Genomic DNA, 17,632 nt, shown 5'->3' with positions numbered 1-17,632 from the left:
GCGCATGCGGGCGCCGCCGGGACGACCCGGCCCGGACCGACCGCACGGCCCGGGCCACCCCGGGCGTCCGTCAATACCCCAAGGGGAACCATGAACCGCGTCACCACGCTCGTAGTAGACGACCAGCCCCTCATCAGATACGCGCTCAGCAGGCTGTTGCGGGATTCGGCAGAGGTGGGGGCGGTGACCGAAGCCGCGAGCGAGCCGGAAGCGTTGTCGCAGTGCGAAAAGAGCCACCCGGACATGGTCATCACCGAACTGTCGATCTGGGGCGAGCCCGCCGGGACCGCGATCTGCCGGTTCGTCAAGGAACACTTCGAGCGCGCGGCCGTCCTGGTCTTCGCCGGCGACGCCTCGCCCTCGGCCATCGCCATGGCATTGAACGCGGGTGCGGACAGCTTCGTGCACAAGTCGGCCAGCGGCGGCGAGGTGATGTCGGCGGTACGCTCCACCCTCGCCGGGCAGCGGGTGTGTGTGCAGGCAGGCGGAACCCCGCGGCCGGTCACCGAAGCCGTGCGGTACGCGAGCCTGATGACCAGGCGGGAGGAGGACATCCTCGCGCTGATTCTCTACCGGTGGTCGAACGACGAGATCGCCGAAGAACTGCACCTCGCGACGCAGACGGTGAAGAACTACGTGAGCAGGATCCTGCAGAAGCTGGGCTTCGGCAGCAGGCGCGACCTGTTCCGGGCACTGCGATTCCGGCCGGGCGGCACCCCGCTGCCGCGGCTGGAGACCACTCCGCACGAAGGCGAGCCGCACGCCGCGGACCGGCTGGCCGGATACCGCGGCTAGGCCGGCCGGGTGGGCGGCGTACCGGAAGTACCGCGACCGGAGCAGGTTCGGTACCCACCGTATCCTGCGCCACCGAGATCGTTTTTCTAGCGTTGCGGTCATGACGAAGTCAGGCTTTCCGTTCCTGATCCTCGCGCTCGCCGGAACCCTCGCCCCGGACACCGTCCGGGCTTCGTCGGTCAAGATCCATGAGGTTCTCGGCGGCCCGGCAGGCTACATCGCCCTGCACAACACCGGCGCCGCCACGCTCGACATCGGCGGTTGGTCCGTTCAGGCGTGCACAGGCGGAGTCGTGCCCGTCGAGCTGGCCACCATGCCCGCCGGGAGCGAGATCCCCGCCGGCGACCATTTCCTCATCACCGGGCAGGGCTTCGGCGGGACCGTGCAGCAAATGGTCGTCGAGGCGATCGTCGGGGACGGCGAGATGCTGCTGGACCGGCGCGGAGCCCGCGTCGACAGCGTCGGATGGGCGCCGTCTTCGCCCTGTCGCGAGAACCAGGCCGCCGTCGCCTGTCCCGGTTTCGCCCAGGCAAGGGACGCCGTCAGCCGCGACACCGACGACAACAAGGCCGACTTCGGCTGTGTACGGCCACTCCCCTGAGATTCGCTCCCCCGGCCGGTTTCGAATCCGTGTGCCCGCATCAGAAAGGTTCGGTCGTGACCCCCCTGTGCGAACTACTCGCAGAACAACGAATCGCGAAAGGCTGGTCACAGTGCGACCTGGTCGCGAAGTTGCATATCCGCTCCGGCAACGACAGCGTCACGCGAGAGGAGGTTTCGCGCTGGGAGCGAGGGAAACGCATCCCCGGCCCGTATTGGCGGCAGCGGCTCAGTGACGTATTGGGCACGCCCAGCCGTGAGCTGGAACTCGCCGCCGCGGTCGCAAGAAGACAGCGAAGGAAATTATCGACTGACGGGAAAGTACCGGAAAACTGGCCCCTTTCCGGCGACGCCCCCGTTCTCGGATAATTGTCTTGTCGCCGCCGGATGAAAGGTTCCGGTCCGGCGAAAAGATTCCCCGAAATCTAGCTGAAAGGAATTTCTCATGCGACGGATTCTGGGTGCTTCGGCGGTATTCGCGATGCTGGCGATGGGTATGGCCGGCGGTGTCGCGAACGCGGCGGGCGAGCGTGAGGGAACCGAGGCCGCGCCGCTGGTCTCGTCCACGGTGGTGGTCAACGAGGTTTCGACCCGCGGCGTGAACGGCCTGCTCGACGAGTACGTCGAGCTGCGCAACGTCTCGAACCAGCCGCAGGACGTGAGCGGCCACGTGATCCGCATCTACTCGCCGTCGAACGTCGTGGTCGACACGATCGTCCTGCCTGCCGGCACCATCCTGCAGCCGAAGGGCAACCCCGGCCAGTACGCCGTGCTGGTCGGACAGAACTTCTCCGGCACCATCGGCGACCAGACGTACGTCATTCCGTTCACGCTGACCGGCACCGAGGGTATCCCGACCCTCGGTGGCGTCTCGGTCCAGAACCTGGCCGGCGCGAAGATCGACGGTGTCGCCTTCAGCAACGCGGTCATGTCCGCACGTGAAGGCCAGGCCGCGACTCCGGAGAGCACCGTCACCGACTCGCTCAACGCGGCGAACACCCGCAACATCCTGAGCACCGACACCGACAACAACCGGCAGGACTTCTCCCTGCAGCTGCGCTCCCCGGGTCTGTAAGGCTCGTAGTACCGACCCCTTCCGCCCGGGCCCGGGCCGCCGTCGGCGGTCCGGGCCCTTCCATGGCGGTATCTCGCCAACGGCGACATACCGCCACCGAGAGTTGTGTTCATCTGAGAACTCCTGCCTCATCCTCTGGGAAATCCCTTTTCGCGGCGGCCGTGACCACGGCCGCTTCGTGATATCCGAGGAGAGTGAGGCTCGATGCTTCCCCGTTCCCCTCACGTGACGAGACGCCCACGGCACCCGTCGGCGATTTTGGCGGCCTCCGCTCTGGTCGCCCTTTCCCCGCTACCGGTGACCGCGACCGCCGCGACCGCCGCCCTGTCCGGACCCGCTCCCGTCGCCGGGCGGCCGGACGTCCATCGCGTCACGTTGCTCACCGGCGACGTGGTGACCTACGAGCGGGACGGTGCCGGACACGGCAGCGCACAGGTCGAACCGGCGGTGCGGCCGGATCGGCCGAGCCCGGCGTTCCAGATCACGACCACGGCCGAAGGGCTGATGGTGTATCCGTCGGACGCGCTTCCGTTCGTCGGCAAGGGATTGCTGAGCCCGGACCTGTTCAACGTGACCGCGCTCGTCGGCGACCGGCGTGACGACGCGGCGAGCGCCACGATCCCCGTGATCGTGCGCTACGGCGACCGATCGGGGCTGTCCGCGCAGTCGCTGGACGCGAAGGCGAAGGCGCTCCCGCAGACTCAGCGACGCACCCCGCTCGTCACGGCCAACGGGGTGGGGGTGCAGGTCAAGAAGGCGGGGACGGCCGAGTTCTGGCGTTCGCTCGTCACGTTCGACGCAGGCGGAAAACCTGTGCTGAGCCAAGGGATTTCACAGGTTCGCCTCGACAGGAAGGTCCGGGTGGCGCTGGACAAGAGCACCGGGCAGGTCGGTGCGCCGTCGGCGTGGAGCGGCGGATGGACCGGGAAGGGGACCACGGTCGCGGTGGTGGACACCGGGATCGACGAGAAGCATCCCGACCTGGCAGGCAAGACGATCACCTCGGCGGATTTCAGCGGAGAAGGCGACGCCGTGGACCGCCATGGCCACGGCACCCATTGCGCGTCGATCATCGCCGGCACCGGCGCGGCGTCGGACGGCCGGCACAAGGGCGTGGCGCCGGACGCGAAGCTGGTGGTGGCCAAGGTTTTCGACGCCTCCGGCGAGGGTGACACCGCACAGGTCATGGCCGGGATCGACTGGGCCGTCGCGCAGGGCGCGAAGATCGTGAACCTCAGCCTCGGGGCCGGCGTCAGCGACGGAGCCGATCCGTTGAGCGAGCAGGTCGACACGCTTTCGGCGAAGTCCGGCACGCTGTTCGTGGTAGCGGCCGGGAATTCCGGGCCGGGCGACCGGACCGTCACCACACCGGGGGCCGCGACGTCGGCGCTCACGGTCGGGGCGGTCGGCAGGGACAATTCGATCGCGTGGTTCAGCAGCCGCGGCCCGCGACTGCGGGACGCCGCCGTCAAGCCGGAGATCACCGCGCCGGGCGTCGGGATCGTCGCCGCCCGGGCCGCGAACACGGAGATGGGCGAGCCCGTGAACGACTCCTACACCGCGGCGTCGGGCACTTCGATGGCGACGCCGCACGTCGCGGGTGCCGCGGCGATCCTGCTGCAGCAGCAGCCGGGGATCACCTGGCAGGAACTGAAGAACACGCTCGTCACCACGGCCAAAGACATCGGCCTTCGCTGGTATGAGCAGGGATCCGGTCTCCTCGACGTCGCACGCGCGGTCTCGCAGAAGGCAACCGGAACCGCCGTCGCGAGCTTCGGCCGCAACGAGCGGACCACCACCGGCGCGGCGCCGGTCGTACGGCAGCTGTCCTACACCAACGCCGGGGACCGGCCGCTGGCACTGAACCTGAAGCTGACCGTGCGGCCGTGGGACGGCAACGCACAACCCGGGACCGGGATGCGCCTGACGAAGACGGACCTGTCGATCCCGCCGAAATCCTCTGCCACCGTCGACCTCGCCGTGGATCCGAGCCAAGGGGTGGCCGGCGTCTACGGCGGCGCCGTGGTGGCCACGACAGCGGACGGGTCCAACTCGGTGCGAACGGCCGTGAGCACCTACAACGCGGCGAAGCTGTTCCCGGTGACGATCCGGGTGCGGGATTCGGCGGATGGCCCGGCTCAGCTCGCGTCGGCCCAGCTGATCGACGACGCGGCCGGTGCGGGAAACCGCAATGACCCGTTCCTCGACCAGGTCAGCCAGCAGGTCGGCTTGGTCGACGGAGTCGGCCGGGTGCTCGTGCCCGCTGGACGCTATTCGGCACTCGGCTGGGTGATGGAGCGCGGGCTGGCAGTGCGGCGCTGGTCGGCGATGAGCGCGACGCAGGTCTCGGTCACAGCCCCGGCCGAGATCACCCTGAACGCGGCGAACACCGTCCCGGCAGGGCTGATCACGCCCACCCCCACCGACCTGCGGGACCGCACGGTGATGCTGCGGCGCGTGATCCCCGGGGAAGCGGGGGTGAACGGCTACGTTGGCGAAGCCGGGTTGGCCGTGGGCCCGGGTTGGGACGTCCGCGTGACCCCCGCGGCGGCCACCTCGGCGGGCGCGATTTCGTTGCAGGACAGCGCGACGCTGTCCCAGACCGCGGTCGAAATGCGAGTCGTCGGCGGCGGCTCGCCCGTGCTGAATCCCGCGTACGACGTGCCGTCGCTGACGGCGAAGTCACCTGGTGAACGAACACTGCCGGTCGTCTTCGGCGGCGCGGGTGGCGCGAGTGATCTCGCGGGTATCGACGTACGGGGGAAGGCCGTCCTGGTGCGGATCCCGGTCCAAGCCGGGTCACCGAACCCGGTGGGCGACGTCTCCGCCGATATCGCGAACGCGGCACGCGCGGTGGCCGCCGCGGGCGGGGCCGCCATGATCCCTTACGCCGGTTCGCCGGGTTCGCTGAGTGTTCCGGGGCTCAGCAGTTCGGTGGTGCCGACCCTGTCCCTCGGCTGGGACGAAGGCGAGACGCTGCGGACCGCCGGCGCGGTTTCGGTGCGGTTGCTGGTGCGCGCGGCTCCGGACGCGATGTACAACCTCAGCTACCTCGACGCCAACGGGGTGCCGAAGGAGCTCGTCCGGCGTGTCGACCAGAAGTCCTTGGTCGCCACGAAAACCGCCTACCAAGCCGAAAAACCCGCACTGAGCGCGCAGAAGAACTGGTACGCCTTCCCGACCGGGCTGTGGAAGACGCAAGTGGTGCAGGGCACGAAGATCCCGGTGCCGGGCGCGTGGACCGAGTACACCGGCCCGGCGGACGATCGGCTGATCTGGAAACGGGTGGTCACCCTGTCCGGTACCGACGCAGCGGGCCGTCGCGCCGCGCTGTCCATGAACGCGCAGAACATCTACCGCGCGGGCGAGCGGTCGAGGCCGGACGAGAGCTGGTTCCGCGCGCCACTGCGCGGCGGGTCGATCGAACTGCCGTCGGACCATCCGGCTCGCTACCCGGCGACGGCCCGTGGCTGGGCGGTGCTGTGCTCGATGTGCCGGGGCGGCGCGGACCCTGACCTCTTCGTCCCCGCGGCGCAGTGGATGGACGGTGCGAGCGGTGTGGGTTCGGGCGGGCACTACACGAATCCGTACGAGAACGCGCGGTACTTCGTGGCGACCACGGTGCGGTTGTCCAAGGACGGGAAAGAGATCCCGCGATCCAATGTGGACGATCCGCTCGCCCTTCTCCCGGTGTTCCGGCTCGCGCCCACTCCCGCCACGTACCGGCTGGACGTGACCGACGTGATGCCCGGCCAGGCGCAGGTCGGTGTCCCGAGCGGAGTGCTGTTCCAGAACGCCCCGCGGACCGACACGTCGTGGACGTTCGCCTCGGCCCGGTCCGAGGCCGCGTCACCGCTCGGGTTCACCTGCTACGAATCGGGCAACGCGTGTTCCTTCCAGCCGCTCATCCAGCTGGATCACCGGCTGCCGCTGGATCTCGGCGGCCGCGCACCGGCAGGGCACCCGTTCACCTTCGACGTGTTCGCCGGGTCGCACAGCGGCGCGCGTGGCGGCGGGCCGGTGACGCAGCTGCGGGTCTCGGCGTCGACGGACGGCGGACGCACTTGGACGGCGGCGAACGTCCGTCCGAACGGGAGCGGCCTTTGGTCGGTGACGGTGACTCACCCGCGGCTCGCGGCGACCGACGGGTCCGTCTGGCTGCGCTCGGACGCACGGGACGGCTCCGGCAACACCGTGACGCAGACGGTCCAGCGGGCCTATGCGCTCACGGACGTGGCGAAGGCGAACCCTCGTCTTCGATGACGTCGTCCTCACGCGTGGGCCGGGTCACCGGCAAGGTGACCCAGCCCCGGGTGGCGACTTGAAGCCCGGCTTGGAACCGGGTGGTCGCGCCCAGTGCGGTCATGAGGTCGCGGAGGCGTCGCTGGAACGTCCGGTAGCTCATGCCGAGCTGCTTGGCGATGCTTCGGTCGGGCAGGCCGGTGGTGAGTAGCGCGAGCAGGCGGGCGTCGTCGGACGGTGCGACGTCCGCCTGCTCGACGGAACCGGGCATGTGCAGCGGAAGTCCGGTCTGCCAAAGGAAAGCGAAGACCGCGCTGAGCGCGTCGAGCAGCGCGCACGGGTGGATCACCAGTGCCGTGCCGACCTCGGGGAGATCGGAACGCAGCGGCACCAGCCCGAGTCGCCGGTCGACCACGATCATCTTCAGCGGGGCGGCGGTGACCACGCGGGCCTCCTCGCCGAGGGCGAGACCCGCCTCGATGTCGGACGACAGGTCGTGCAATTCCAGCGCACTGCGCTCGTAGACCCCGCGGAACCGGACACCCCGGTTGAGCAGGTCACGTTCGGCGGGGTGCAGCACACTCGGCGGTTGCGCGTAAGGCGGCTTGTTGACGAAAGCGACCTCCTGCTCGGCCGAGCGCAGCAGCTGATCGGCCCGGTCGGCGATGAGTTCGTCCCCGTGGACCACCTCGATGAGGTCGACCGGCCGTTCGCCGGCCGTCGCCCGGTAGCGCTCGCGCAACCGGTCGGCGACCAGCCGCGCACTCGCGAGTTCCCGCTCCTTCTGCCGGAGCATCGCCTCCAGCGCGATCTCCGGTCGCACCGCCGAATACGCCTCCGCCGGACCGGGCAGCCCGGTGAGCAACCCTTTTTCGGTCAGCGAGCGCAGAACCGGGAGCAGCCGCTGCTCGGGCAACCCGGTTCGCCGCCGGATTTCGGCGACGGTCATCGAACCGGTTCCGGCGAACGCGTCGTAGACCTCGACGTCGATTTCACTCAGACCGATGATGTCCAGCAAATTAGCTCCCACCGAGGTCGCTTTCGCCTGACCATACCGCTGGGCTTCGGCGGGCAACAGGGACCGCGCTGGTCCAGGCGGTCAACTCTCCAGACGCGGATCGACGGCTCCCTCGAGCCACGTGCGCAGTACACCGTTGAACAGTTCCGGGTCCTCCACATTCCAGATGTGGTGCATCCCCGGCGCCACCCGGGAACTTGTCTGGGGTGCGACCCGCGCGATGTCCGCCAGGGATCGCCGCACCGCCGCGGAATCCTTCTCCCCCGCGATCGCGAGCAAGGGGCCCCGATAGCGGCGTACTTGCGCGGGAACCCCACCCGCGCACACTTCGGCGACCATCGCGGACTCGGTCTCCCGGCGCACCGAAAGACCGTGCTCGACATACCGGGCGCGTGAGTCCGCGGGGAGTCCGAAAACCGAGGCTTGAGCACGCCAGAACCAGCGGGTGTGCAGCAAGGCGAGCTGCATCTTGCAGTACAGCCGCATCCCGGCACCGGCGGGCACGAGCGGCGCGCTGGTCAGGAACGCCGAACCCACCCGGTCCGGATGCCGCGCCAGCACACGCAACGTTGTGAGGGCTCCGAGGGAAAGCCCGACGAGATCGAAGGGACCGGTGACCCCGTGACCGGACACCCTCGCGACGACGTCGTCCGCCACCGCGTTCAGTCCAGGCCAGTCCTCGCCGACCCGCTCGCCGAAGCCCGGCAGATCCGGCGTGAGCACGGTGCGGTCGCCGAACGCGGACAGCTGCGGTTCCCACATCCAGTTCGCGGCGTTGCCGCCGTGCACCAGCACCAGGGGCCGCTTTGTCGCGTCCGTCCCGGCGGAGTGCACTTCGGGGAACGCGCTCACGCGAGCTCCTCCTCGACAGCGTCGAGCCAGGCCAGTTCGACGCGCAGATGCGCGATCCCATTGTCCAACGTGGACAGTCGCAGCCGGGACGCGCGGTCGGATGCCGGTGACTCGGCCCGGGTCCGTTCGAACCGCTCCAGCCTGGCTCGGGTCGCCTCGCGATGTCCCGCCAAAAGTGAGCGGAAGGCGTCGTCGCCGAGGTCCGCGCCGAAGAACACCCGCGCGAGGAACGGATCGCGCTCGACGTGACGCTCGGGCTCACTCGCCAGCCACTCGGCGAGAGCCGTCCGCCCCGCGGCGGTGATGCGGTGTTCCTGCCGGTCCGGCGCTCCGGAACCGGCGACCTTCTCGACATCGGCGAGCCCGTCGGTGACGAGCTGGGCGAGGGTGCGATAGATCTGCGCCTTGTCCGCCGCCCAGAAGTGCCCGACCGTCGAGTCGAAATGGCGTTTGAGGTCGTAGCCGGTCATGGGTGAGAGGGCGAGTAACCCCAGGATGAGGCGGGAAAGAACCATTCCACTAGTAGACAGGTCACCTATGAGACTTGTCAACTAGCGTCCGCCGAGGAGGGTGCGCCCGGCCCACCGCGCCCGTCTGGGTAACATCCGGGTATGCCATCACTATTCGAGGAGACCGGCCCATGTCCTCCGCGATAAGCAAGCGCTTAGTCACCCTCGGGGACTCCTTCACCGAGGGTGTCGGCGACGATGACCCGTCCTCGCCCAACGGCGTCCGCGGCTGGGCAGACCGCGTCGCCGCCACTCTCGCGGCCAATTACCAGGACTTCCGCTACGCGAACCTCGCGATCCGCGGCAAACTCCTCGGGCAGGTCCTCGCCGAGCAGCTCGACCCGGCGCTCGCGCTGAACCCGGACCTCGTGACGCTGTACGCCGGCGGCAACGACCTGATGCGGCCGAAGGTCGACATCGACGCCCTCATCGACGACTACGACGCCGCCGTCGGCAAGGTCGTGGCCACGGGTGCGCGGGTCGTCCTCTTCACCGGTGTCGACGGGGTCGAGGACGCGTTGTTCCGCAGGATCCGCGGCCGCGTCGCGATCTACAACGAGCACGTCCGCGGTATCGCCGCGCGGCACGGGGCACTGCTGGTGGACATGTGGGCGATGCGGCAACTGCGGGACAGGCGGCTGTGGGCACCGGACCGCCTGCACCTGAACTCGTTGGGGCACAACGAGATCGCCATCGCCGTCCTCGACGCGCTCGGCGAACCGCACAAGCTGGCCCCCGCCGAACTCGGACCGCGCCCGCTACTGAGCCCGCAGGCGCGACGCTCCGAGAACCTCCAGTGGGGCAAGGAGCACGCTGTCCCGTGGATCAAGCGCAGGCTGCGTGGCGAGTCCTCGGGCGACGAGCTCGCGCCGAAGCGGCCGGCGATGGACCCCTACGCCTGACGCGGCCGAAGCCCGTCGAAGAGGATGCAGATCGTCCGGGCCCGAAACTCGGGTCCGGCATGCTCCGCCGCCTTCGCCGTTCCGATGATCACCGGGATCAGTTCGTCGACGCCGAGATCCTTGCGGACATCGCCGGTGTCCTGCGCCCGGCTCAGCAGTACACCGAGCGCGTCCTTCAGGCGGACGCCGATGACCGACCCTGCCGACGGAACGCTGACTCCGGCCGCCGACAGGGCTTCGAAGTAGGCGTTCTTGGCACCCGACATCTCGATCCAGCCGGTCAGGAACCCGAAGAACGCGGCGCCCGGGTCGGGTGAGTCGGCGGCCACCGTGGCCTCCGCTTCATCGACGAAGCGGTGAAGGCGCGCGAAGAGCACCGCCTCCAGAAGCGCCTCTTTCGTTGGAAAGTGCCGAAACACGGTGCCGACTCCGACGCCTGCTTCGCGGGCGACTTCCTCTGTCGGCGCACTGGTGCCTTTGGCCGTGAAGACGCGCTCCGCAGCCTCCAACACCCGTGTGCGATTACGGCGGGCATCGGCTCGGAGCGGTTTCTCGTCCGTCACAGCGGGGATCCTAGACCCGCTGTCGAGAGCCTGTCCGGCGACTCGAGTCTCGGGATCGACGATGGGAGATTCGGGACGTTGAACGTCCCGAATCTTCCCCACTCACCCGCGCCACTGAGCCGAGGTCAGATTCCAGCAGGTACCGGACCGCCGGCGAGCGCCCTCTAGTCCGCCATCTCGTCCAGCACACGCGCCAGCGCCTTCGGAACCCCGGTGCGCCAGCCGCCGCCCATGATCTGGCGTGACATCCGCTGGAACTCGTCGTCGGGATCGAAGCCCTCGTGGCTGAGGAACAACCTGGTCCCGCAGCCCTCCGGCGCGAGCCGCCAGGTGACCGTCCACTCCGGACCCCAGCTGATGCTCAGCAACCGTTCCGGCTCGACGGCCAGTACCTCGCAGGCGACCGGACCGCCTTCGAATCCGGCGGCGGGAACGGGATCCGCGAGCAGTTCGAACCGGTGTCCCACAACGGGTTTGATGTCGTTCGGCATCCGGAGCCAGCGTTCGAGCAGCTGCGGTTCGGTCAGCGCGCGCCACACCTTGCGCGGCGGATGCGCCAGGAACTGATCGACATGAACGGCCGTCGGATCTTCGTCGTTCAGAACTCCTCCCCGTCCAGCAGGTCGCGCAGGTTGCCCAGCTTGCCGCGCCAGTAGCGCTCGTAGGGCGAAAGCCAGTCGGAGACCTCTCGCAGCGGAGCGGCCTCGAGAGAGTAGACGCGGTTGCGGCCCTGCCGCTCCTCCCGGACGAGGCCGGCCTCACGCAGCACCCGAAGGTGTTCCGACAGGCTGGGCCGCCGCATGTCGAAGCGTTCGGCGATCTCCCCCGCCGCCCGTGGGCCGTCGAGGAGGATGCCCAGCACCTCGCGGCGGGCCGGGTTGGCGAGCGCAGCGAAGACGTCGTCGTTGACCGGCACTAGCGCGGCCAGTTGCCGTAGCCGGACGATTCGAGCAATCCCATCGCGTTGCCGTCGGGATCCTTCAACGAGGTCACGCGGCCCCACGGCATCTCCTCCGCGTCGTCGACCTCGATGCCGTGGGCACGAAGCTCGGCGATGTCGGCGTCGACGTCGGCGGTGCTCAGCTGGAAATGCACGCGCGCCTGATGGTCGAGCCCGCCGACGGCGCGATCGACCAGGACGATGCCGGTCTCCGCCCCCTTGGGGCCGACCATGACGAACGGGCCGTGCGGGCCGCTGACGTCGACGATCAGGTCGAAACCGAGCTTGCCGACGTAGAAGTCGCGCGCCTTGGCCTGATCGGCGACCGGAACGGTGAGGAACTGCACGCGGTCGATGTTCATGCCGCCACCATACGTAGGAGATTTCCTACGTGTCAATCCCGGCCCCTTTGACGGAGAGGAACATCTGCGCGCCAAGAGCGCCAGGCGTCGCCCCATTTCGCCAGGCCATCCGGGTCAGCGCCGAAGTCGTCCATGACCGAAGGCTTATCACAAAACCTGTCCTTACAACCTCTACTTAAATAGAGGTCCAGGGTTCGTGATCAGGGCCGCAAGAGCTTGAGTTCGCCTATGGACGAGCTTTTAGCGTCTTCGGCATGACCACGGAAAACACCACCCAGTCCCCCCTCCGCCTCGCTGTGATCATCGGCAGCGTCCGGCACGAACGATTCGCCGACGCCATCACGAGCTGGCTGCTGACCGAACTCGCCGCGATCGACGGACTGGAGGTCGACCCCATCGACCTCGCCGACATCGATCTGCCCTTGCAGGGAACACAACCCGGCGGGACCGAGACGGTGATCAGCGACAGGCTGCGCGCGGCCGACGCCTACCTCGTCGTCACCCCGGAGTACAACCACAGTTTCCCGGCGGCGCTGAAGAACGCGATCGACTGGCACTTCACCGAATGGGCGTACAAACCCGTCGCGTTCGTCGGCTACGGCGCCGGTTCGGGCGGTATCCGCGCGATCGAGCAGCTGCGGCTGATCTTCCCGGAACTGCGGGCCACCACCATCCGCGACGCGGTGCTGCTGAACGCTCCCTGGACCCGCCTGGGCCCGAACGGGTACGAAGGCACCGAAGGCGAGCGCGGCGCGTTGGTCGCGACGATGACCGAACTGGGCTGGTGGGCCCGCACCCTGCGCGCCGGACGCGTCGCGGCTCAGGCGAGTGCGGCATGAACCGCCTGACCGGACAAGAACTGCGCATCGCCGCGGTGATCGCGCTCGGCGGGCTGATGGCCGTGCTCGACACCACGATCGTCGCCGTCGCGCTGCCGCGGTTCATGACGACCTTCTCCGCGTCGCTCACCACGATCCAGTGGATCGCGACCGCGTACGCGCTCGGCATGGTCGCGGCGATGCCGCTGGCGGCGACTTTCGCGCAACGCTGGGGAGCGCGCCGGGTGTACCTGGTCGCACTGCTCGTGTTCGCGGCGGCGTCCGCGGCCGCCGGCGCCGCCGGCGATCTTGGCTGGCTGATCGCCGCACGGGCGGTGCAGGGCCTCGCCGGCGGCCTCATCAATCCGCTGGGGATGACCATCGGTTTCGGCGCGGTGGCCCCGGAACGCCGGAGCCGGATGACCACGATCACCGGTCTGCCCCTGCTGATCGGGCCGATCCTCGGCCCGATGCTCGGCGGGCTCCTGCTGGACAGCTTGTCGTGGCGGGCGCTGTTCTTCATCACCGTTCCACCCGCCCTGCTCGGCGTCGCCGGCGTGCTGCGCTGGGTGCCCGCCGACACCCCGTCGGAGGAACGCGCTCCGATCGATTTCGCCGGCGGCCTCCTGCTCGTCCCCGGCGTGGTCGCGGTGGCGTACGGATTCAGCGAAGAGACGGTCGGCATGAACGTCCGGGCGGCGATCGTCGCCGCCGGGGTCGCGCTCATGGCCGTGTTCATCCGAAGGTCGTGGAGGCATCACGCACCGCTGCTGAACGTCCGGCTGCTGCGCGACCGGACGTTCGGGCGCAACACCGCGGTCCTCATCCTGTACGCCGGGCCGTACTTCGGCTCGATGCTGCTGATGCCCGCCTACATTCAGGTGATGCGCGGCGATTCGGCGATGATCAGCGCGCTGATGATGGTGCCGGGCACGATCGGGATGGGCCTCACCATCCAGTTCGCCGCCCGCGTATTGGAACGCTTCGGCCCGCGGATCGTCGTCGGGAGCGGACTGAGTCTCGCGATCATCTCGACCGCCCTGACCATCCTCGTCCTGACACCGGACACGCCTTACCCGGTGCTGGCGATCTTGGGAGTGCTCCAAGGGGCGGGCACGGGGGCGATCATGATGCCCACCATCGTGAGCGCGGGCCGGAACCTGCGCGGCCCGGACCTCGCGTCCGGTTCCGCGATCCTTCCCTTGTCCAGCACCATCGCGAGCGCGGTCGGCACGGCGGTGGTGAGCGCGGTGTTCACCGGGCTGATCGCGACCGTCACCGCCGGGCAGGGTCTCGCCGCTTTGAGCGATCGGTCGGTGGGCTCGGCGCTCACCGGGGAGATCGTCGACGCGTATCGTCTGACTCTCGTCGGTGTCCTCGCGGTCATGGTGCTCGCCCTGGTGGTCAGGCTGCGGACCGAACCGACTCCGGCGGCGGAACCCATCACGGTACGGAGCGCGGCATGACAACGCCGGCACGATCCCTGGCGGAAGCCCGGCTGACCGTCAGCGAGGTCGCGAGCAAGGCCGGGGTCTCGGCCAACGCCGTCCGCTACTACGAGCGCTACCGCGTGATCACCGCCGAACGCACCGCCGGCAACGCGCGCCGGTTCACGATCGACGCCATCTGCCGGATCCGGCTCGCGGTCGCCGCCCAGCGGGTCGGGCTCAGCCTCGCCGAAAGCGCGGAGATCCTGGCCGAGATCCCGCCGATGTCCTCCGACCTCGGGCAGTGGTCACGCGCCGGGCAACGACTCGTCGACGCCGGGCAGGCCCGCATCGCCGAACTCGCCGCCGTGGTCGACGAGTACCGGACGCTCGACTTCATCAGAAGCTGAACGGCCCGTCCGCCGCGCTCGACCAACGGAACACCGGGCGGTTCTCCAGACCGGGGTAGGCCACGGCCATACCCCGGTCAGGGGACATCGACCACAGCCGCGCGTCAGGCGACGCGGCATGCTCCGCCCAGGACCGCGACCAGGCGGGAACGTAGCGCTCGTAGATGCGGCGGATCCGGCCCACGTCCTTGGCCTCCAGCCTGGCCGGCCCGGTCATCCGCACCTGACGGACGTCATCGGGCGGAGCGAAGGTCGCGACCATGACAGCGACCTCCCGGTTGTCGCGAGCCGCGGCCAAGAACGGGGACGGCGGGCCGTCGGGCACCGGGGTGTGGAACCACAGCCTGCCCTCCTCGGCCACGAACCACATCATCGCCAGCGCCGGCTTCCCGCGGCCCGTGACGGTGGCGACGCTGGCAGGCAGGCGTGGCTCGGCGAGGAAGCCCTGTATCGCGAAAACCGATGAGTCCATGGAGTCACCCTGCAACCTCGACCGGGGTCGAGGTCCAGTGACGACCGGAGTCTCGTCGCCCGGAGAACGAATTCGTTAGAGCCAGTGCATGAGGCGATACAGACCTCACGCAGTAGTCACGAACAGTGACCGCTTGCTTGCAGTTCGCTGTACACTTGCGGGCATGGCTGAGGGGGCTATCGGAGACGAGGCTGCCGTGGCCGCGTGCGCGCAGGCAGTCCGGTCTGGGAAACGAAGCCTTGACGAGTTCGATCTGGTCTTTGCCCGAGCCATGGTGTGTGGCCGCCGTCCTGCTCGGCCAGGTGTCGAGGTGGTCGAGGTCGAAGGACGCGGGAGGTGGACGTTCGTGTTCTCCACACCGCAACGGCTCGCCGCGCACTACGGAGACTGCGGCCTGTACGCGACCACCGGTGCTGATCTTCTCGAACAGCTACCGGTCGGCATCGGCGTGATGCTGGATCCAGACGACGACCATCGGATGCCCATTCTGAATCGGATGGTTCCGCCCAAGATTCTCGCGGCGGTGCGCCGCCGAAATGAGCACCACTCCAGCAAGGCGGGCGAACAGCAGGAGCGCGTGCGGTGAGCTTGGACGGACCAGGCTTCCACGTTGACATCGAGGTGCTTGAAGGCGCCGCGAAGGGAATCGCCCAAAGCGTCCATGACCAGCAATCCTTCGCGCTGCGGGGTTTGTGTGGCGACGCTGCCCTCTATGGGCACTCCGGGGTGCACAGCGCTCTCGCGGACTACTGCGCGCGGTGGAGTCAGGGGCTCGACACTCTGACCGAGGATGCCGAGGTCATCGGCGATTGCCTCAAGCACGTCGCCGAGGCTTACCGCGGCACCGATGCGGCCGCGGCAGAGAAACTGCGCGTAGACCCTGGCGAGGCGGCGGTCGAGGACTGATGGCTGAGCTTGGTGAGACATCGGATCCGCGTGCCCTGGTGCCCGGCGATCCGGGAGCGATCGAGGAGAACGCCCGGGTACTGCACGGGCGGCGCGAGGCAACCGGGCAGGTTGGTGACGGCCTCCGCCGGATCGATACCGGCTCGTGGACCGGGCCGGCCGCGACGAAGTTCCACGACAAGTTCAGCTATGAGCCGCCTAAGTGGCTGGCTGCGTCCGATTCGTTCGACGCGGTGGCCGAGGGGCTGTCTGCCTATGCTCAGACCTTGCGGTGGGCACAGGGGCAGGCCAGTGAGGCTGTCCGCATGTGGGACCAGGGGCAGGCAGCGACTGCCAACGCGAAGGCCCAATATGACCGCAACGTCGCCAATGCGGACGCCCAGAACCAACAACGTGCGGCGAATGGCGACCCGACACGCGTCGCGGTCGCACCGTTCTCCGACCCTGGCGAAGCAACCCGGCAAGCAGCGCGCGACACTCTCAACCGCGCGCGCCAGCAACTCACCGAAGCCGGAGATCGCGCGGCCACGACCATCTCCGACGAGGCCGGCGGTGCGCCAACGGCCTCGGACTGGCTCGACGACGTAGGCGGTTTCTTCGCCGACTTCGGCGAAGGCGCCTGGAACGCCTTCTCGGGTTCTGCCGAGGGGATATGGAATCTCGTTTACGCCATCGGGGACCCCGGTAACCCCGATCATGACGGGATCACTGATATCGCCTCGGCGGCGTGGCACAACGTCACACACCCGGTGGAGTTCGGCAAGCAGGTCATCGGCTGGAACGACTGGGCCGATCACCCTGGCAGGGCCAGCGGCCAGATCGTCGGCGGCCTGCTCCTTGGCGGGGCAGCAGCCAAGTTCCTCAAGAACGCCCGCGCCGGGGAGAAACCCGACGCAGGCGGGGCACCTCCGGTCAAGGCGAAGCTATCCGAGTACTTCGACCCGAACGGTGCGCCTCCGAAGGCGTCCGATCTGGCACGGTATGCCGATGCGCAGGGCTGGCAGAAGCAGCAAACCCCGACCGGTCCGGCGAAGTACGTCGATGACAACGGCATCGTCCGAATGACGATCAAGGAAGGCAGCAACCGGGCTCCGGGCAGCGAGAACCCTCACGTCGAGCTGCGCAACGAGGACGGGGTCCGCACCGACCCACACGGCAACCCGGTGAGCAGGAAGAGCCCCGGCAACCACACACCGATCACCTGGGACAAATGAGCGCATGAAGAACTACACCGACTTCGCCGAGCTCGCGCACGTCTTCCTCGAAGACAGCTACGTCCTCGCTATCGACGAAACCCCCGTCTTCCTGGCCTTCAAGCTGGACCTTGTCCTCACTCCCGCGCATCCGCGCTACCACGAGCCGCAGGCCGACGAGCAGCACTGCTACGTGGACGCCGTGCTCACCATCCCTGGCGCGACGAAAACCGACTGGGTCACGCGATCAACCCAGACCTACCGCGACGCCACCGGCGAGGAAGACCTCGGCAACATCGACAGCTTCCAACACCACAACGGCTACTACGAAGTCGCTGGAGATTGGGGTCACGTTCGGATTTTCTCCACGGCCGAACCCCACGTCAGCTTTAAAGCCTGACAAGTCGCACTGCGCGACAGATAGCCTGTCGCCCAAGCAGTGGACCAACCGAATTACCCGCCTGCACGATGCCCAAATCCCCGAGCATGTACTCGGGAAGGGGCCTTCACACGCAGCCTCTGTGACCGCTGGTGCCTGTGGCGCGAAC

At 68.5% G+C, this 17,632-nt stretch carries 20 protein-coding genes; 12 read left to right on the top strand and 8 right to left on the bottom strand.

Going from position 1 to position 17,632, the window contains the following annotated elements:
* Positions 1–90: 90 nt before the first annotated feature.
* The 4 genes from ACIHAO_RS16450 (at position 91) to ACIHAO_RS16435 (ending at position 6,733) form a co-directional block, all read left to right on the top strand.
* Complete coding sequence (locus ACIHAO_RS16450; protein ID WP_396558556.1) at positions 91–795, top strand: response regulator; 705 nt, start codon at positions 91–93, stop codon at positions 793–795.
* Positions 796–895: 100 nt separating this feature from the next.
* Entirely contained in the window at positions 896–1,396 is a 501-nt protein-coding gene (locus ACIHAO_RS16445; RefSeq protein WP_396558554.1) for a lamin tail domain-containing protein, read from the top strand.
* Positions 1,397–1,840: 444 nt separating this feature from the next.
* On the top strand, positions 1,841–2,470 hold the full coding sequence (locus ACIHAO_RS16440) for a lamin tail domain-containing protein (RefSeq protein ID WP_396558552.1): 630 nt from the start codon (positions 1,841–1,843) through the stop codon (positions 2,468–2,470).
* A gap of 297 nt (positions 2,471–2,767) precedes the next feature.
* Positions 2,768–6,733 (top strand): S8 family serine peptidase, encoded by a 3,966-nt coding sequence (locus tag ACIHAO_RS16435; protein ID WP_396558550.1) that lies wholly within the window; start codon positions 2,768–2,770, stop codon positions 6,731–6,733.
* Here ACIHAO_RS16435 and ACIHAO_RS16430 read toward each other — a convergent pair.
* The 3 genes from ACIHAO_RS16430 to ACIHAO_RS16420 form a co-directional block, all read right to left on the bottom strand.
* Positions 6,696–7,730 carry a helix-turn-helix domain-containing protein gene (locus ACIHAO_RS16430; protein WP_396558548.1) on the bottom strand — a complete coding sequence of 345 codons (1,035 nt, stop codon included), beginning with the start codon at positions 7,728–7,730 and terminating at the stop codon, positions 6,696–6,698. The genes ACIHAO_RS16435 and ACIHAO_RS16430 overlap by 38 nt on opposite strands.
* Positions 7,731–7,811: 81 nt before the next feature.
* Positions 7,812–8,582 (bottom strand): alpha/beta fold hydrolase, encoded by a 771-nt coding sequence (locus ACIHAO_RS16425; RefSeq protein WP_396558546.1) that lies wholly within the window; start codon positions 8,580–8,582, stop codon positions 7,812–7,814.
* Positions 8,579–9,097, bottom strand: a complete 519-nt coding sequence (locus tag ACIHAO_RS16420) for a PadR family transcriptional regulator (RefSeq protein ID WP_396558544.1) — start codon at positions 9,095–9,097, stop codon at positions 8,579–8,581. Before ACIHAO_RS16420 ends, ACIHAO_RS16425 begins: the two co-directional genes overlap by 4 nt.
* 125 nt (positions 9,098–9,222) lie before the next feature.
* Here ACIHAO_RS16420 and ACIHAO_RS16415 point away from each other — a divergent pair, with 125 nt between their 5' ends.
* Positions 9,223–9,993: an SGNH/GDSL hydrolase family protein gene (locus ACIHAO_RS16415; RefSeq protein ID WP_396558542.1), complete on the top strand. Its 771-nt coding sequence runs from the start codon at positions 9,223–9,225 to the stop codon at positions 9,991–9,993.
* On the opposite strand, the gene ACIHAO_RS16410 is transcribed toward ACIHAO_RS16415, so the two are convergent.
* The 4 genes from ACIHAO_RS16410 to ACIHAO_RS16395 all read right to left on the bottom strand — a co-directional run bounded on the left by ACIHAO_RS16410 (position 9,984) and on the right by ACIHAO_RS16395 (position 11,858).
* Positions 9,984–10,556: a TetR/AcrR family transcriptional regulator gene (locus ACIHAO_RS16410; RefSeq protein ID WP_125678004.1), complete on the bottom strand. Its 573-nt coding sequence runs from the start codon at positions 10,554–10,556 to the stop codon at positions 9,984–9,986. The two genes, ACIHAO_RS16415 and ACIHAO_RS16410, sit on opposite strands and share 10 nt — an antisense overlap.
* 164 nt (positions 10,557–10,720) lie before the next feature.
* Positions 10,721–11,158, bottom strand: a complete 438-nt coding sequence (locus ACIHAO_RS16405; RefSeq protein WP_396558812.1) for an SRPBCC domain-containing protein — start codon at positions 11,156–11,158, stop codon at positions 10,721–10,723.
* Complete coding sequence (locus ACIHAO_RS16400; protein ID WP_396558540.1) at positions 11,155–11,472, bottom strand: metalloregulator ArsR/SmtB family transcription factor; 318 nt, start codon at positions 11,470–11,472, stop codon at positions 11,155–11,157. Before ACIHAO_RS16400 ends, ACIHAO_RS16405 begins: the two co-directional genes overlap by 4 nt.
* The gene (locus ACIHAO_RS16395) at positions 11,472–11,858 is read right to left on the bottom strand and encodes a VOC family protein (protein ID WP_396558538.1); all 387 of its coding nucleotides are present in this window, start codon (positions 11,856–11,858) and stop codon (positions 11,472–11,474) included. The genes ACIHAO_RS16400 and ACIHAO_RS16395 overlap by 1 nt, the downstream gene beginning before the upstream one ends.
* 254 nt (positions 11,859–12,112) lie before the next feature.
* Between ACIHAO_RS16395 and ACIHAO_RS16390 the strand changes: the two genes are divergently transcribed.
* From ACIHAO_RS16390 to ACIHAO_RS16380, 3 genes are read left to right on the top strand one after another with little or no spacing between them, the layout of a single operon-like run.
* Complete coding sequence (locus tag ACIHAO_RS16390; protein ID WP_396558536.1) at positions 12,113–12,697, top strand: NADPH-dependent FMN reductase; 585 nt, start codon at positions 12,113–12,115, stop codon at positions 12,695–12,697.
* Positions 12,694–14,142, top strand: a complete 1,449-nt coding sequence (locus ACIHAO_RS16385) for a DHA2 family efflux MFS transporter permease subunit (RefSeq protein WP_396558534.1) — start codon at positions 12,694–12,696, stop codon at positions 14,140–14,142. Before ACIHAO_RS16390 ends, ACIHAO_RS16385 begins: the two co-directional genes overlap by 4 nt.
* On the top strand, positions 14,139–14,513 hold the full coding sequence (locus ACIHAO_RS16380) for a MerR family transcriptional regulator (protein WP_396558532.1): 375 nt from the start codon (positions 14,139–14,141) through the stop codon (positions 14,511–14,513). The genes ACIHAO_RS16385 and ACIHAO_RS16380 overlap by 4 nt, the downstream gene beginning before the upstream one ends.
* Here ACIHAO_RS16380 and ACIHAO_RS16375 read toward each other — a convergent pair.
* Positions 14,503–14,985, bottom strand: coding sequence for a pyridoxamine 5'-phosphate oxidase family protein (locus ACIHAO_RS16375; protein WP_396558530.1), 483 nt, complete (start codon positions 14,983–14,985; stop codon positions 14,503–14,505). The genes ACIHAO_RS16380 and ACIHAO_RS16375 overlap by 11 nt on opposite strands.
* A gap of 163 nt (positions 14,986–15,148) precedes the next feature.
* On the opposite strand from ACIHAO_RS16375, the gene ACIHAO_RS16370 reads away from it, so the two are divergent.
* From ACIHAO_RS16370 to ACIHAO_RS16355, 4 genes are read left to right on the top strand one after another with little or no spacing between them, the layout of a single operon-like run.
* A complete protein-coding gene (locus ACIHAO_RS16370; RefSeq protein ID WP_396558528.1) occupies positions 15,149–15,571 on the top strand; it encodes a hypothetical protein in 423 nt (140 codons plus the stop codon).
* A complete protein-coding gene (locus ACIHAO_RS16365) occupies positions 15,568–15,891 on the top strand; it encodes a hypothetical protein (RefSeq protein WP_328701620.1) in 324 nt (107 codons plus the stop codon). Before ACIHAO_RS16370 ends, ACIHAO_RS16365 begins: the two co-directional genes overlap by 4 nt.
* Positions 15,891–17,105: a WXG100 family type VII secretion target gene (locus tag ACIHAO_RS16360; RefSeq protein WP_396558526.1), complete on the top strand. Its 1,215-nt coding sequence runs from the start codon at positions 15,891–15,893 to the stop codon at positions 17,103–17,105. The genes ACIHAO_RS16365 and ACIHAO_RS16360 overlap by 1 nt, the downstream gene beginning before the upstream one ends.
* A gap of 4 nt (positions 17,106–17,109) precedes the next feature.
* On the top strand, positions 17,110–17,484 hold the full coding sequence (locus ACIHAO_RS16355; protein ID WP_396558524.1) for a hypothetical protein: 375 nt from the start codon (positions 17,110–17,112) through the stop codon (positions 17,482–17,484).
* Positions 17,485–17,632: the final 148 nt, after the last annotated feature.

It is taken from the genome of Amycolatopsis sp. NPDC052450 (assembly GCF_044547565.1).
Taxonomy (GTDB): Bacteria; Actinomycetota; Actinomycetes; order Mycobacteriales; family Pseudonocardiaceae; genus Amycolatopsis.
This window is presented reverse-complemented; position numbering and strand designations above follow the sequence as displayed.